Source organism: Leptospira sarikeiensis (assembly GCF_004769615.1).
Taxonomy (GTDB): domain Bacteria; phylum Spirochaetota; class Leptospiria; order Leptospirales; family Leptospiraceae; genus Leptospira_B; species Leptospira_B sarikeiensis.
This window is the reverse complement of the sequence record NZ_RQGF01000016.1, coordinates 42,968-57,401: the sequence shown is the minus strand read 5'-3', so window position 1 is coordinate 57,401 and position 14,434 is coordinate 42,968. Positions and strand designations below refer to the sequence as shown.

General features: G+C 42.0%; 13 protein-coding genes and 2 tRNA genes. 7 read left to right on the top strand and 8 right to left on the bottom strand.

Going from position 1 to position 14,434, the window contains the following annotated elements:
* Position 1 precedes the first annotated feature (1 nt).
* From EHQ64_RS08725 to EHQ64_RS08695, 7 genes are all read right to left on the bottom strand, one after another.
* On the bottom strand, positions 2-328 hold the full coding sequence (locus EHQ64_RS08725; protein WP_246048654.1) for an ArsR/SmtB family transcription factor: 327 nt from the start codon (positions 326-328) through the stop codon (positions 2-4).
* 277 nt (positions 329-605) lie between these two features.
* Positions 606-1,454 carry a flagellin N-terminal helical domain-containing protein gene (locus EHQ64_RS08720; protein WP_135649102.1) on the bottom strand — a complete coding sequence of 283 codons (849 nt, stop codon included), beginning with the start codon at positions 1,452-1,454 and terminating at the stop codon, positions 606-608.
* 404 nt (positions 1,455-1,858) lie between these two features.
* Positions 1,859-2,704, bottom strand: coding sequence for a flagellin N-terminal helical domain-containing protein (locus EHQ64_RS08715; RefSeq protein WP_008591598.1), 846 nt, complete (start codon positions 2,702-2,704; stop codon positions 1,859-1,861).
* 732 nt (positions 2,705-3,436) lie between these two features.
* Entirely contained in the window at positions 3,437-4,141 is a 705-nt protein-coding gene (locus EHQ64_RS08710; RefSeq protein ID WP_135649101.1) for a DUF1361 domain-containing protein, read from the bottom strand.
* A gap of 62 nt (positions 4,142-4,203) precedes the next feature.
* Positions 4,204-5,544 carry a cell envelope integrity protein CreD gene (gene creD / locus EHQ64_RS08705; protein WP_135649100.1) on the bottom strand — a complete coding sequence of 447 codons (1,341 nt, stop codon included), beginning with the start codon at positions 5,542-5,544 and terminating at the stop codon, positions 4,204-4,206.
* A gap of 86 nt (positions 5,545-5,630) precedes the next feature.
* Positions 5,631-7,058 (bottom strand): two-component system sensor histidine kinase CreC, encoded by a 1,428-nt coding sequence (creC, locus tag EHQ64_RS08700; protein WP_135649099.1) that lies wholly within the window; start codon positions 7,056-7,058, stop codon positions 5,631-5,633.
* Between the two features lie 4 nt (positions 7,059-7,062).
* Positions 7,063-7,740 carry a response regulator gene (locus EHQ64_RS08695; protein ID WP_135649098.1) on the bottom strand — a complete coding sequence of 226 codons (678 nt, stop codon included), beginning with the start codon at positions 7,738-7,740 and terminating at the stop codon, positions 7,063-7,065.
* A gap of 148 nt (positions 7,741-7,888) precedes the next feature.
* On the opposite strand from EHQ64_RS08695, the gene pdhA reads away from it, so the two are divergent.
* The 4 genes from pdhA to fliG are packed head-to-tail and all read left to right on the top strand — an operon-like array spanning position 7,889 to position 12,248.
* Positions 7,889-8,872, top strand: coding sequence for a pyruvate dehydrogenase (acetyl-transferring) E1 component subunit alpha (gene pdhA, locus EHQ64_RS08690; RefSeq protein ID WP_210410832.1), 984 nt, complete (start codon positions 7,889-7,891; stop codon positions 8,870-8,872).
* Complete coding sequence (locus tag EHQ64_RS08685; protein ID WP_135649096.1) at positions 8,872-9,846, top strand: pyruvate dehydrogenase complex E1 component subunit beta; 975 nt, start codon at positions 8,872-8,874, stop codon at positions 9,844-9,846. Before pdhA ends, EHQ64_RS08685 begins: the two co-directional genes overlap by 1 nt.
* Before the next feature lie 44 nt (positions 9,847-9,890).
* Entirely contained in the window at positions 9,891-11,207 is a 1,317-nt protein-coding gene (locus tag EHQ64_RS08680; protein ID WP_135649095.1) for a pyruvate dehydrogenase complex dihydrolipoamide acetyltransferase, read from the top strand.
* A gap of 21 nt (positions 11,208-11,228) precedes the next feature.
* Positions 11,229-12,248 carry a flagellar motor switch protein FliG gene (gene fliG, locus EHQ64_RS08675; protein ID WP_135649094.1) on the top strand — a complete coding sequence of 340 codons (1,020 nt, stop codon included), beginning with the start codon at positions 11,229-11,231 and terminating at the stop codon, positions 12,246-12,248.
* A gap of 468 nt (positions 12,249-12,716) precedes the next feature.
* On the opposite strand, the gene EHQ64_RS08670 is transcribed toward fliG, so the two are convergent.
* Positions 12,717-12,790: transfer RNA gene (locus EHQ64_RS08670), tRNA-Asp, on the bottom strand.
* 128 nt (positions 12,791-12,918) lie between these two features.
* Here EHQ64_RS08670 and EHQ64_RS08665 point away from each other — a divergent pair.
* The 3 genes from EHQ64_RS08665 (at position 12,919) to EHQ64_RS08655 (ending at position 14,434) form a co-directional block, all read left to right on the top strand.
* Positions 12,919-13,590, top strand: a complete 672-nt coding sequence (locus EHQ64_RS08665; protein ID WP_135649093.1) for a CDP-alcohol phosphatidyltransferase family protein — start codon at positions 12,919-12,921, stop codon at positions 13,588-13,590.
* A 65-nt stretch (positions 13,591-13,655) separates the two neighbouring features.
* Positions 13,656-13,738, top strand: a tRNA-Leu gene (locus tag EHQ64_RS08660).
* A 60-nt stretch (positions 13,739-13,798) separates the two neighbouring features.
* Positions 13,799-14,434 carry a hypothetical protein gene (locus EHQ64_RS08655; protein WP_135649092.1) on the top strand — a complete coding sequence of 212 codons (636 nt, stop codon included), beginning with the start codon at positions 13,799-13,801 and terminating at the stop codon, positions 14,432-14,434.

Sequence of the window (14,434 nt, the reverse complement as noted above, 5' to 3'; positions counted from 1 at the left end):
ACTATCTTCTCCCTTTCTTGATTTTGTTTGCTCTCAATTCTTTTTCCAAAACATCCAATCTGTCTTCCCAGAAAGATTTGGCTCGATCCAACCAATCTTGGATTTCCTTCCAACCTTTATAATCCAGAGAATGGATCCTTCTTTGACCATCCACCCTCACTTGAATCAGATTTGTTTCTCTCAAAACTTTCAAATGTTGGGAAATTGCCGCTGAGCTGATATCGAAATGCCCTGCGATCTCCCCTGCCCCTAATTCACCTTCAAACAGAAGTTCTAAGATCTTTCGCCTGGTAGGATCCGAAATCGCATCTAAAGCGTTCATAGCCATATATTTAAGTTCATACTTATTTAAGTCAATACTTAAATATATGGATTTCGTAAAAATTTATGATCCGAAACGAATAGTAATGAAAAGAAAAACTAGGAAAATTTTTCTGAGAGGGCCGTTTAGAAAAAAAGTAAAAAGACGAATATAGAATTAACAGAAGTATTGCGGAGAATACGAAATAAACATTATAAATTTATAACGAACCCGCTGATTCAATACCTTAAGATAAAAAAACCACCGGAAGTTTTCACTCCCGGTGGCGCCATTTCCCAAAGATTTACATTTGGAGAAGTTTGAGGACCGAATTCGGTTTTATATTGGCTTGCACTAACATCGCCGTACCACTCTGCACGAGTATTTGTTTTGTAGTTAGAGCAACCATTTCCTCCGCCATATCAGCGTCACGAATTCTGGACTCGGATGCTTGCATATTTTCGTATGCAGCCATCAGTCCTTTCGCGGAATATTCAAGCCTATTAAAGTAAGCTCCCATATCCGCCCTCTGCTTCATGATCTTCGCAAGCGCGTCATCGGCAATGCCGATGGTTGTGTTCGCTTTTTCAGGCGTAGAGATTGATATCGGATCTCCGGTCGCCAGCTTCAGCTTAAACGCTTTCGCAGTCATAGTTCCAATGAAGAACCTTTCCCTTTGATTCTGGTTTGGTCCCATATGGAACCACATAGAAGCTCTTTTGGAACCTCTAGCAAAGTCTCCTTCGAACAATTTGAAACGGTTGAACTCTGCTTGAGAGGCAATCCGATCCACTTCGTCGATTAAAGCGGAAACTTCCACCTGAACCAATTGTCTGTCTTCGGGGCTGTAGATCCCATTCGAGGTTTGGATGGCCAAAACCCGGATCCTTTGAATGATATCCGAAGACTGTTGAAGGAATCCTTCCGCAGTCTGGATGAAACTCATCCCGTCTTCCGTATTTCTCTCCGCTTGCCTCAGACCATTAATTTGGGTCCGAAGTTTTTCGGAGACAGCCAAACCTGAAGCATCATCGCCGGCAGAGTTAATCCTCATACCGGAAGATAAAGCCTTCATGGTTTTATCCACAGCTAGCTCGTTGAACTTCAGAGAGCGATGAGAGTTCACCGCACTCAGGTTGTGATTGATAATCATCCTACACTCCTTGTAGAGAGTTTCCGGAGGATCTCCCTATCCTCCGATCGGACATGACCTGTCCGGTGCTCCGGGATGGACCCGGTCGGACCACCCGACAGGCCATACACTCCCGTGGAGAATTGGATGTTTTCAATCAACACATAAGAGCATAACGTTACCGATACGCTCTTATACTAAGTTCAATAAGCTTTAGGTTATTACTAACCCAGTTCGGTTTCTTCGGAATCGTCCTCGGAAAAGGAACCGGAAAAAAATTGGGGATGAATGAATTAAGACCCGACGTTTTTCCTGTACCTTTTCGTTAGGTCCGTAGACGACGATAGCCGCATAGCGGCTTCGGAGTTCTACAGAAAAGTTCCCGGTGCGGGAGCATCACTGCCCCCGCTGCCGGAAAGTCCTAATTACCTAAGTAACTGGAGGACTGACTGAGGTCTTACGTTAGCTTGTGCTAACATTGCAGTTCCCGATTGAACCAAAATTTGGTTCTTGGTGAATGCAACAGTTTCCTCTGCCATATCCGCGTCCCTGATTCTCGACTCTGAAGCTTGGATGTTCTCGTAAGCTACCATTAGGCCTTTAGATGCATGCTCTAAACGGTTATAGTAAGCTCCAAGATTTGCTCTTTGTTTGTTGATTTTCATTAAAGCATCGTCAAGAAAGCCGATTGCTTCGTTTGAAAGTTCAGCAGTAGAAAGAGTCAAAAGTGTTCCGTCAGACTTGATCAAATTCAGAGCCTTAGCGGTCATTGTTGCGATATAAACGCGTTCCCTCTGGTGCTGGTTTGGTCCGATGTGGAACCACATAGAAGCGGTTCTTGATCCACGAGCGAAATCGCCTTGGAGCAATGCCATCTTGTTAAACTCTGCTTGGGAGGAAATACGATCAATCTCGTCAATAAGCTGAGAAACTTCTACTTGGATCATCTGACGGTCTTCTGCACCGTAGATTCCGTTGGAAGATTGGATAGCAAGTACACGGACCCTCTGGATGATATCATTAGTTTCCTGCAGATATCCTTCAGTTGTTTGGATCAGGGACATGCCGTCCTCAGTGTTTCTCTCCGCTTGGCGAAGTCCTTTCACCTGAGTTCTCATTTTCTCGGAAACAGCTAGACCGGAAGCATCGTCACCGGCGCGGTTAATACGCATACCGGAAGATAGAGCCTCCATGTTTTTCGCCACTTCGTTGTTCTGGAACTTCAGAACGCGGTGGGAGTTAATCGCGGCTAAGTTATGGTTAATGATCATTTGTTTCCTCCTTGAAACTTAAGATCATGAGCCCGGCGTCCGTGCCGGGATCTTGTGCTGGTTTGGTTTTGGTCTTTTTTCTATATATTTAAATGAAGGCTGAATTCCTGGAAAAATCCTAGAATTACAGGGTTTCCTTCAGATATATCTTCGGTGAAGGGGTTGGCCTAGATTAATTTTAACGAAAATGGAGAAATTTGCCATTTTTCGGCATTTTTTAATGATTTTTAGTGATTTTTAAAGAAATGAAAAGAAAGGAGCTGAAGTTTTTTTTCCAAAAAATTTCCCTTTTTTGGGCTCATCTAAAGGTTCGAACAAATCGGAAATTTCCATAAGCATTTTTTTTGAAAAGTCGCAGAGTTTAAAGGAGACGCTAAGTATTCCCACGCAGAGGCGCTGAGACGCGGAGGTTTTAGGGAACGACTGATTTCTTCAAAACTACCACCTCAAAACTCCCCCACTCTGTGGCTTGCGGCTTAGCCTGAAAATACATAATGCAATATTTCACACTGAGACCACGGAGTTCACAGAGTTAAGTTCTTTAATAACATAAATTTTTCCTTTACCAATTCCTTCGATACATCCCTTCGATACATCCCTTCGATACATCCCTTCGATACATCCCTTCGACATCTACTCGGGACATTCATAATTCCTCCGTGATCTCTGTGCTCTCCGTGTGAACCCTTCCTCCACTACCTGGCTTTGCGACTCTTCTCTCACCTTAGCGTCTTAGCGTGTCTTTTTTAAAATCTGATAATTTTGTGCACGGAGCTCCATCATACCTAGAGACAAAGCAAGAAGATACGCAAGGATCATTCCTAAGGAAATGAATCCGAGTACAGAGAATAATTTCCAATTTTTGAAAACGATCTGAATGAATTCCCAAGAATCTAAGAATAGAGATTTTGGATTCTCAAGTAGGTCCCAGGAATTCCAACGATAAAATCTACCGATACAAATTCCTAATACTGTTAAAGGAGAAATACAAACAATGAATACCCATCCGAACCATTTATTAAACTTATCCACCAAAAGTAATTGGAGAATTCGTAAGGAAATAAAGCCGGAAAATAGTCCGCACCATGCAAAAGAGAAAATCATCAATATATCGAACCAGATCGGAACAGAATTCCCTACTCTCAAATGCACAAAGTCTGTGACGATATAAGGTGCATTCGGAAATAATGCGAGCCAAACGACTCCCATTATTAAAAATAAAAGATCTATTTTACGATTTCTAAATTCATAATATACATACATAAAATAGGAAATTATTAAAGGAACGACCGCAAGAAACAGATTCCACACTAAAAATGAAAATGATTTTTCTTTCGAGACAGTAATCCGAACTACAATCAAGAAAACGCTAAGAAAACAACTTAAAGAAAGAACGAATAATTGTTGGATAAAAGGTATACTCAATATTAACTTCATAATGTATGCACCAAAAACCCTTTTAGAGGAAATTGGATCTCCCCTAAAAGGAAATATAAGAATTACGTTAGTGACCGATCTTCCTTAGTTCCGAACGAATACCAGTCCACATTTCGAGTGAGATGCATTAGTCCAGCCAATACGAAGAAGATAGCCAATGAACCTAAGAGCAACGCATTCTCTTCCGAAGCAAGGATCACATACAAAAAAGTATAAAGAGCAGTAAAGTATCCACCCGCAAGATATCCTCTCTTCTTGTCTTTTAATACGGATCCGGCATAATAAGAGATCAAAGCGGACACAGAAATAGAGGCGCATATATACGCTGAATTAAATCCAATATGTTCCGAAAGAGAAAGATTCAGAACATAAAATACAAGCATCGCAGCTCCTATCATTAAATACTGGAGAGGATGTAGTATCTTCCCTCCAAAAATCTCAAGCAGGAAGAATAGAGTAAAACTCGCAGTCAAAAACAGGATCGCATACTTAAGAGATCTTTCAGATTTAAGATAATGATCTGCAGGAATGATCAAACGAACTCCATATGCTGAATTTATAATAGAATCCATATACGACCCGTTCATGTCTTGGATTACTTGAGGATAATTTCTCGCGAAATAAGTGGATTCCCAAGCCGCTTGGAAACCTTTTTCTGTTACAGATCTTTCATTCGGCAAAATAGAACCTTCAAACGAAGGGTCCTTCCAATCGGATCTCATTTTGATCGAACTTGTTTTTCCTACAGGAACAACATAAATCGAATCTGAACCTTTTAAAGGGATCTCGATAGAGAATGAAAAATTCCCACTCCCATCCTTTGCATTTAGTTTGGTATGAAGACCTGAAGGAAAAAAATAAGAAGAAGATCCAGGCTGCAAAGAAGTATCCCGCCCGGCTAAATTGAATTTTACGTCTTTACCGATCCCTTTTGGATCTGAAACCGAAAGGATTACTCTTGCCTGGGACCATAGAATATTCTTCGTTTTAGCAGGAAAATCTGCAAGAGTTGGAGATTTAAAACCTCCTTCCATCTTAAAGTCGCCAGAAAAAAGAACTGATTCATATATAGATCTTTTTCTCTTCTCCGCTTTCAGATCGGAATCTACGGTTAAAGTTTCCGGTAGAATATAGATCTCTCCGCTTTCGTTTTCTACTTCCTCTTCATCCTGCTCTTTTACATTCTTTTTGGACTTTTCCAATTTATATGGGATCACTAAAAAAGGACCTGCGATCGTTTGAGTCCCACCCCATTTAGAATTCATTTCTTGGACTGCATCCCTGGAACGATCCTGCCTTTCACTGACTAAGGCTCCCAACATAAATAATGGGACCACAAACCCGACAAGCATAGAGCCTAAGATCAATACTCGAATACCGATGGAAGTTTTTAATTTACTCATACATCCACTCCTAAGTATGAATAGTATCCGAGTTCTAAGTGAGCGGATTATGAGGGAAGTATGTAGATCCTGTGAGGAAAGTAAATTTATGATCGAATGGGCAGAGAAAATTTAGAAATTACTCCTTTATCCCAATTGTATATTTCTACCTTTCCGGAATGTAATTCTGCGACTTCAAAGACAAATGTCAGCCCAAGACCCGAACTTTTCCTTCCAGTATCAGGGCGAGGTAAAGAATAGAATCTTTCGAAGATCCGAGTAAGAGCATACTCCGGAATATTTGGACCTTCATTTTGGATCTCTAAAAACCAATTCTGATCCCCCGAAATCCCGGTTCGGACCCGGATCTCGGTATTTGCATAAGCAAAATCTAAAGCATTCTGAATAAGATTTCTAAACGCAGTCATTAGAAAGAACCGGTTCCCATCTAAAAATGTTTCCTGGATGGAAATATTTAAAAGGATCTTCTTCCGATCCGCTTCGATTGCAAATGAAGCCACAGTCTCGCTGATAATTTCTCTCATGCCGAGACCAGTTTGGATCTCAAGACTGGAAACATTTTCCAAAACACTGAGTTCCAGTAATTTTTCGATCACTGTTTGGATCCTTTTGCTTTCCAATTGGATATTTTGCAAAAGAGTTTCCATTCTATTCGGATCTTCAGATAATAACTCCACTGAAGCGAGTATGGAAGATAAAGGGCTTTTGATCTCATGAGTTAAGACCTGCACATAATTTTCCACATATTCCTTTCCTGCGATCTCACGCACAAGTTGATCCATCTGTTCCCCCAATTCTCTGATCTCGGGAACTCCAATATTTGGAAGACTAGGGCGTTTTTTAGAACGTAATGCAACAACGTAGGAAGATAATTTCCGAATTGGAGAGAAGAGAAAATACACTGCAATACAAAACACAATCGAAATAAAAACAGCGACAAGCAGACTGATCCGATAGAACTTCTCCTTTGCATAATCTATAAAAGGTAATATGCTTGTTTTAGGTTTAATTAAAGTAAGAACTCCTGTGATCTTTCCTTTAAAATAAATGGGGGCGGCGATAAAGATCGCACTTTCCGCATCACTCATTCCTAGTTTACTGGATCGTACTCCGTATTTTCCTTTTAAAGTCAGAAATACATCGTTATATTTGGAATAATCTTCTCCGGTTCTTCTTCCGGAAGAATCGTACAATACGATCCCTTTTGCATCGGTTACATAAAATTCTAGATCTATCTTTCGTTTAGTATGGCTGAAGATCTTTGCCTCGAAGTTTTTTTCCTTCGCTTTCTGAAATGAATCTCCTAATACATGATTTATATTGGATTGGAAAGGAATATCAGGATGTTTTAAAAGTTCTTGTTCGATCAATGAGGAGAGAACATAAACAGTATCGTTCATGGACTCCTCAACCGTTTCCATATAACGAGGACGAATCGACTCTTCTATCTTATCTACTAGATAGTAAAACCCGATCGAGAACGCAAAAAAAAACCGATGATGATCCGTATCCAAAGACTCATATCATCTCCTTTAGGCCGTAGCCTTGTCCCCTTCTCGTTTCGATTGGGTCCAAATCCGGACGGATTTCCTTTAGTCTAGCTCTTAAATTTTTGATCAGAGTATCCACAGCACGATCGAAACTATCTTCCGGTTCTGTCCAAACCAAATCCATAATTTCTTCTCTGGTGAAAATTTTTCCTCTTCGTTTGATGAATAATACCAAAGTTTTATATTCGTAAGGAGTGAGGCTCAAAAGTTTTCCGTGGAAGTAAATCACCTTTCTATCTTCGTCCGTAACGAAATCAGTAGATTTTTCCTCGATTTTAGCGTCGTATCTTCGAAGCACAGCACGGATCCGAGCGACCAATTCCCTCGGGCTAAAAGGTTTTACCATGTAGTCATCCGCACCTAGTTCAAGACCAAGAACTCGGTCCAACTCGGATTCCCTGGCAGTAAGTAGTATTACTGGGATAGAATATTTTTTTCTTAGCTCTTTTAATATATCGAAGCCGTTAGAATCTGGAAGTCCAACGTCTAATACGAGTAGGTCCGGAGATTCAGGCAGAAGAGCAAAACACTCTTTGCTAGTCATAGCGGTCAAAGTCCGGAACCCTTCCGACTCTAATACCATACGGATCGTATCAATGATCCCTGGTTCATCTTCCGTTACAAGAATCGTTCGAGCGGAGTTCATTCAGAAAAAGGAAATCGTAAACTCGTTCCGAGGAAAGGAAAATTTTTTCCTTTCTGTACTCTTTTCTTTTTTTTCGAAATTTTCCGAAATCGGTTTGCATATCCCAGTTCCGCAACGATACTTTGCGATTGTTTCAGCGAACCATAGAATTATGAGCCAACCTAAAACCAAAAAAGAAACCGAAGATCTTTTAGAATTATACAGACAGATGCTTCTTATCAGACGTTTTGAAGAAGCTTCCGCAAAAGCGTACAGCATGGGTAAAATCGGTGGCTTCTGCCATCTATACATCGGCCAGGAAGCGGTCGGCGTAGGAGCAATCTCTGCTTTAGAAGAAAAAGATTATATAGTTTCCACGTATAGGGACCATGGCCATGCGCTTGCCAGAGGCCTTGATCCGAAAGCTCTCATGGCCGAGTTATACGGCAAGAAGACCGGGATTGTTCACGGAAACGGCGGATCCATGCACTTCTTCGATAAAGCTAAAAACTTTATGGGAGGACATGGGATCGTTGGAGGACATATCTCTCTTGCGGCAGGTATGGCATATGCTTCCAAATACAGGAACGACGGTGCAGTCACACTTTGTTTTTTTGGAGAAGGTGCAGCGAACATAGGTTCATTTCATGAAGGAATGAACTTAGCTGCGATCTGGAAACTCCCCCTCGTAATGATCTGTGAGAATAACCATTATGCAATGGGAACTCCTGAGTATAGAGCGCTCTCAGTTAAAGATGTTTCCGTTCGTGCGATCGCATACGATATCGCAAGAGATCATATCGAAGGTGACGAGGTCCGAAAAGTAAGAGAGCACGTAAAAGTTGCGGTAGAAAGAGCAAGAAGAGGAGAAGGTCCTACTCTTATGGAAATTTCCACCTACAGATTCAGAGGACATTCTATGTCTGATCCCGCAAAATACAGGACCAAAGAAGAATTAGAAAAATATAAACAAGGCGATCCTCTCATCCGCGCGGAAAAAGATCTTCTCAACTCAGGTTGGGCCCAAGAGGAATTGACCAAACTGGATGAAACGATCTTAAAACATGTGGAAGACTCGGTCGATTTCGCAGAAAAAAGCGAAGAGCCCCCACTCGGTTGGTTATACAAACACGTTTATGCGGAGAACGTATAATGGCAGTCCTAACTTACAGAGAAGCACTCAATCGAGCAATGACCGAAGAAATGGAGAAAGATCCGAATATCTTCCTCATGGGCGAAGAGGTAGGACATTATGAAGGAGCCTACAAGGTCTCCCAAGGAATGCTTGCTAAGTTTGGAGAAAAAAGGGTCATAGACACTCCAATCTCAGAAAACGGATTTGCGGGAGTAGGAGTCGGAGCGGCGATGGTGGGGCTTAGACCTATCATTGAATTCATGACTTGGAACTTTTCTTTAGTCGCAATCGATCAGATCATTAACTCTGCAGCTAAAATGAATTATATGAGCGCGGGACAATTCCCGATCCCGATCGTATTTAGAGGTGCGGGAGGTGCGGGAGGAAGACTCGCGGCACAACATTCCCAGTCATTCGAAAGTTGGTATGCTCATATTCCCGGCCTAAAGGTCCTCGCTCCTTATACTCCTGCGGATGCGTATGGGCTTCTTAAAACTTCCATTCGAGACAATAACCCTACCATTTTTATAGAAAGTGAAGTATTATATGGCTCTAAGGGAGAAGTTCCAGAAGGAGAATTCTTGATCCCTATGGGAAAATCTGATATTAAAAGAGAAGGAACCCAACTAACTATTGTTAGCTGGTCAAGAGCTCTTATGTATGTGTTACCCGCAGCGGAGAAGCTTGCAAAAGAAGGGATTTCGGTAGAAGTTTTAGATCTTAGAAGCATTCGCCCTTTAGACGAAGAAGGAATTTTAGCTTCTGTGCGAAAAACAAACAGAGCTCTCATTGTGGAAGAAGGATGGAATGTTGCAGGATTTGGAGCACAGGTCGCCTATCAGATCCAAAAAGATGCATTCGATTATTTAGATGCTCCAGTGGAAAGAATTACCCAAGAAGATGTTCCGATGCCTTACGCAGCGAACTTGGAAAAACTATCCCTTCCGAGCGAAGAGAAGATTATAAAAAAAGTCAGAGAAATGTTAAAGTAATTCATAATATTCGAATATTATTATATTATAAATAGGAAAAATAAATGGCAAAAATTTCCGAAATGACCCAACTCTCTCCTACGATGTCCGAGGGAGTTTTGGTAAAATGGCTAAAGAAGAAGGGAGATTCGGTCGGCCCAGGAGAAATTCTAGCCGAGGTAGAAACCGATAAGGCGGTCATGGAAATGGAAGCCTTTGATTCCGGTGTCCTTTTGGAAATTATCGCTCCGGAAGGAGCTAAACTACCCGTAGGAGCCCCGGTCGCCATTATCGGAAAAGCTGGAGAAGATATTACCGCCTTACTCGCAGAGGCAAAATCCAGGTCTACAGCTAATGTGTCGACCCCCGCCCCAGTTTCTAGCCCAAGTCCAGCGCCTTCTTCTATTAAAAAACCGGATCCGGAAACTGTTGCCGCAGCCCCTTCTCCTTCAATCGAAGTGGAAGAACCTACACCAAGGGAAAGTTCGGTTTCCAGAGGACTTTCCTCCTCCGCATTAGAAGGAAGGATCAAGGCTTCTCCTCTCGCAAAACGTTTAGCGGAAGAAAGTGGATTAGATCTTTCTAGGGTTCGAGGAAGTGGACCGGACGGTCGGATCCTAAAAAGAGATATTGAGAATGGGATTTCTTCTGCTGGCATTAGCTCTTCTCCTTTTGCCTCAGCAAATATTCAGGAAGAAAAACTTCCGATCTCAGGAATGAGAAAGACGATCGCTTCCAGACTGGTCCATTCCAAAACCCATCAGCCTCATTTCTATTTAGATATGGAAATAGATGCGGAACCTTTGGTCCATCTAAGGGAAAATTTCAACTCAGACTTAAAAGAATCCGGAGAAGAGATTAAACTCAGCTTAAACGATTTCATTATACGAGCTTCCGCTCTTGCCCTCTTGAAAGTTCCGGAAGTAAATTCTTCCTGGAGAGAAGATCATATTCTAAAACATGGAAGAGTGGATATTGGAGTTGCAGTTTCTATCGAAGGTGGGCTCATCACTCCTTATGTTCGGAACGCGGACAAAAGATCCGTTCTGGAAATTGGTAAGACGGTAAAAGAGCTTGCTTCCCGTGCAAGGGAACGAAAACTCAAACCGGAAGAGTTTTCAGACGGAACCTTCACCGTTTCCAATCTTGGAATGTTCGGTATCGATCGTTTCGCAGCGGTCATCAATGAACCTGAGGCTGCGATCCTTGCGATAGGTAATGTAGTATCCAAACCTGTTGTGAAAAATGGCGCCGTCGTCCCCGGAAAAACTCTTTCTGTCTGCCTTTCCTGTGATCATAGAGTGGTAGATGGAGCTGTAGGAGCCGGTTGGCTGGAAGTGTTTCGAAATTTTCTGGAACATCCACTTCGGTTACTCGCCTAATTCCGGATTCGGCGAAAGAAAGTGGACCAAGATTCCAATCTAAAGATCAGAGACCAAAAAGTAAAAAAAGCAGCCATGCTTCTTCTATCCCTGGATAAAGACGCGGCGGCAAAAGCACTCGCCCAATTGGACGAAAAACTCATAGAAGAGATCGTCCAAGAAATGGCGAAAATCAAGACCATTAGTAAATCCGAAAAGGAAGAAGTTTTACTGGATTTCCAAGGTTCTTTAAAAGACCTAGCAGGCGAATCCAGAGGTGGCCTTGAAACTGCAAGAGAATTACTCCAAAAATCTTTAGGGAAAGAAAAGTCCGAAAATATATTAGGAAAGCTAGATAGAAAAGATACGGAAGAAGATTTCTCCTTTCTGAACGATGCGGAGCCCCAAACTCTCGCTCATCTTTTAGCTCCTGAGCATACACAGACGATTGCGGTAACCCTCGCCTTCCTTCATCCTAAAAAAGCCGCAGAAACTTTAAAATTTCTCCCAAAAGAGCTTCAAAGTAAAGTCGCTCTTAGGCTCGCAAATACTACCAAAACTCATCCGGACGCAATCCGCCAGATCGCAAAAGTACTGAAGAAAAAATACGAACAAAGGGATAAATCCGAATTCAGCGAAGCAGGTGGAGCGGAAGCTCTTGCGAATATCCTAAATCATATGGATAAATCCTTAGAAGAAACGATCCTAAAAGAGTTAGAGGAACATTCTCCGGAACTCGCGTCCCAGGTCAGAGAGAAATTATATACATTCGAAGATGTTCTTCTTCTGAATTCGAAAGAGATGAGGCTCATCATCAATCGGATCGCAAACGACGATTTGATTGCGATCGCTCTACGCGGTGCCTCTGAAGAAATTAAAGTTCACTTTTTCGAAGCAATGTCCAAGAACAGAGCCAATGATATTTTGGAAAGTATGGATCTTCGAGGTAAAGTGACCCTCAAAGAAATTACCGATGCAAGGAACAGTGTCTTAACCGTACTTCGAGATTTGGAAGAAACCGGAGAGATCATTATCAAGAAGGACTCTGACGAGTTTATTTAAGAAATGCGATCTTCGGTTGCGCGTGGTAGCGCATTCTGTTTTTGTTAGTTAAGATTTTTATTTTAAGTAAGATTTTTCTCCTCGGCTTTTGGCCGAGTGCGCGACCTTCAGTCGCTTTATGAGGTTAGCTCTTCCGTGGGTGTGAATTTGGTGTGTGGAAATTTCTGCGAAATTTCACGTACTGGAGCTGACGGGACTCGCCGTTACACAGTTTGCCATCCTGGCAAACTTGGTTCCACGGCGTCTTTTGCGTTCGCTTCGCCATCCATGGCTTGCGTCGCAATCGTTTACGCTTCTTACGGAAGCTACGATTGCTTTCTCGCAAAAGCTTCGAGCCCTTCGCAGCGACAATAGGAGCGAGAAGACGACCGCGAAGCGAGTCGGTGACCAAACCACGTTTGGTCAATTCACACAAAGCTCAAATCAAACGATCCGTTGCAATTGAGTCTAGTTGTCTGTTGGGAATTTCGGAGCTGACGGGACTCGAACCCGCGACATCCTGCGTGACAGGCAGGCACTCTAACCAGCTGAGCTACAGCTCCTTTATGTAGAACATAATTTCTGAGCGAGTCTCTGGGTCAATTCGTTTCTCCGAAAAAGGGATGAATTTTTAAGTCCCTTCCATAGCCTTTCCAATAGTATAGTTTTTTCAACTAAATCGGCCGTATAGATGCTCCACGAAAAAAAACCTAAGGATCTACTCGAGGATAGAGTATTTACTCTCTCTAATTTTCTTTCCGTTTCTAGAGTTTTACTTCTTCCTTTTTTTATCCAATTCACCCGTAAACATATAGAATCTCCTAGAAACAGTGAATATTTATTTCTAGCGATTGGCACTTGTATTCTCGCTGTTCTTACCGATTTTCTAGACGGTTTCTTAGCAAGGCTTCTTAGTCAAGAATCGGTATTAGGAAAATATTTAGATCCGATCTGCGACAAGTTCGTAACGATCGGCGGACTTTCAGTAATTGTTCACTACTATCAATTTCCACTTTGGATCCTGATCATTTATATTCTGAGAGAAATTTTAGGAGTTTGGTTGGGTGGATTCCTATATTTAAAAAGAGGGATCCAAGGTAAACCGAACTGGTGGGGAAAATTCGGAGTTGGTATCGTTGCTGCGGCGGTTTTATGGTATATGACTCTTCCTCTCGTCGGACCTACTCTTCCGGAAGATCATTTCTTCCTACATCCTGAATATGCCGGCTATGTTTTGGTTCTTGTATTAAGCGTAGGTGTGATCGCATATTCTCGCAGATACTGGGATATAGTCTTTCATCCCGACAAATTCGTCTTGGATCCGGAAGATAAAAAACAAAAGAAAAAGTACGAACTGGTCTAAGCAGCAATCCTCGTTTGAATTTCCTTGACATCGGGGGGCACCCACCCATTCTGTCAATCGCGACCGCTCGGGTGGTGGAATTGGTAGACACGCAAGCTTGAGGTGCTTGTGCCGGTTCGGTGTAGGGGTTCGAGTCCCCTCTCGAGCAATTAGGTCCTACCTGAAAACCCCTCCTCCATCTAGGAAAACAAACCCTCGGTAATTTTATATGGCATCGGGTCCCTTATCCGTTAAAGATTTCTTAGATAAAGCCAAACTTGTTTCTTACGGTTTTTTCGGGCTTTTAATATTATTCCTCATCTTATTCTTCTCATCTACCTATATCCTGGTCTCTAAAGCGGATCCTAAAAAGTCGGATGCTCTTGTTTTGGAAGCGATCGAAACCGGGAAAAAAGATAAATTCAAACAAGCAGCCGCACTTTGGAAAAAAGGTTTAGCTCCATCGATCGTGATCCTTTATTCCCCTACAAATCCTGAATCTGATCTAGGTATTGTAGGAGATCCAACAACGGCTTTCCAATCTTATTTAGTTTCCCTAGGTGTGGACGAAACTAAGATCCTGGTCTACACTGTAGAAGCAGGTCCTCAGGAATTTCCTAAAACTCTACTAAAGATCGCTTTAGATAGACAATGGAAAACATTCCTATTGATCGGAAAAGAATACGACTCCGCAACTTTATTAAAACTTTATAGAAACGTATTAGAACCTGCAGGGATCTATTTAGCTGTGTCCAAAGTAAGCGAAGGGATCGGCTCCTGGGACTGGTTCCTAAAACCGAAAAGCCTAGAATCAATTTTAGGAAGACTCTCGAAACATTTATATCTGATATTATTAGGAAATTAG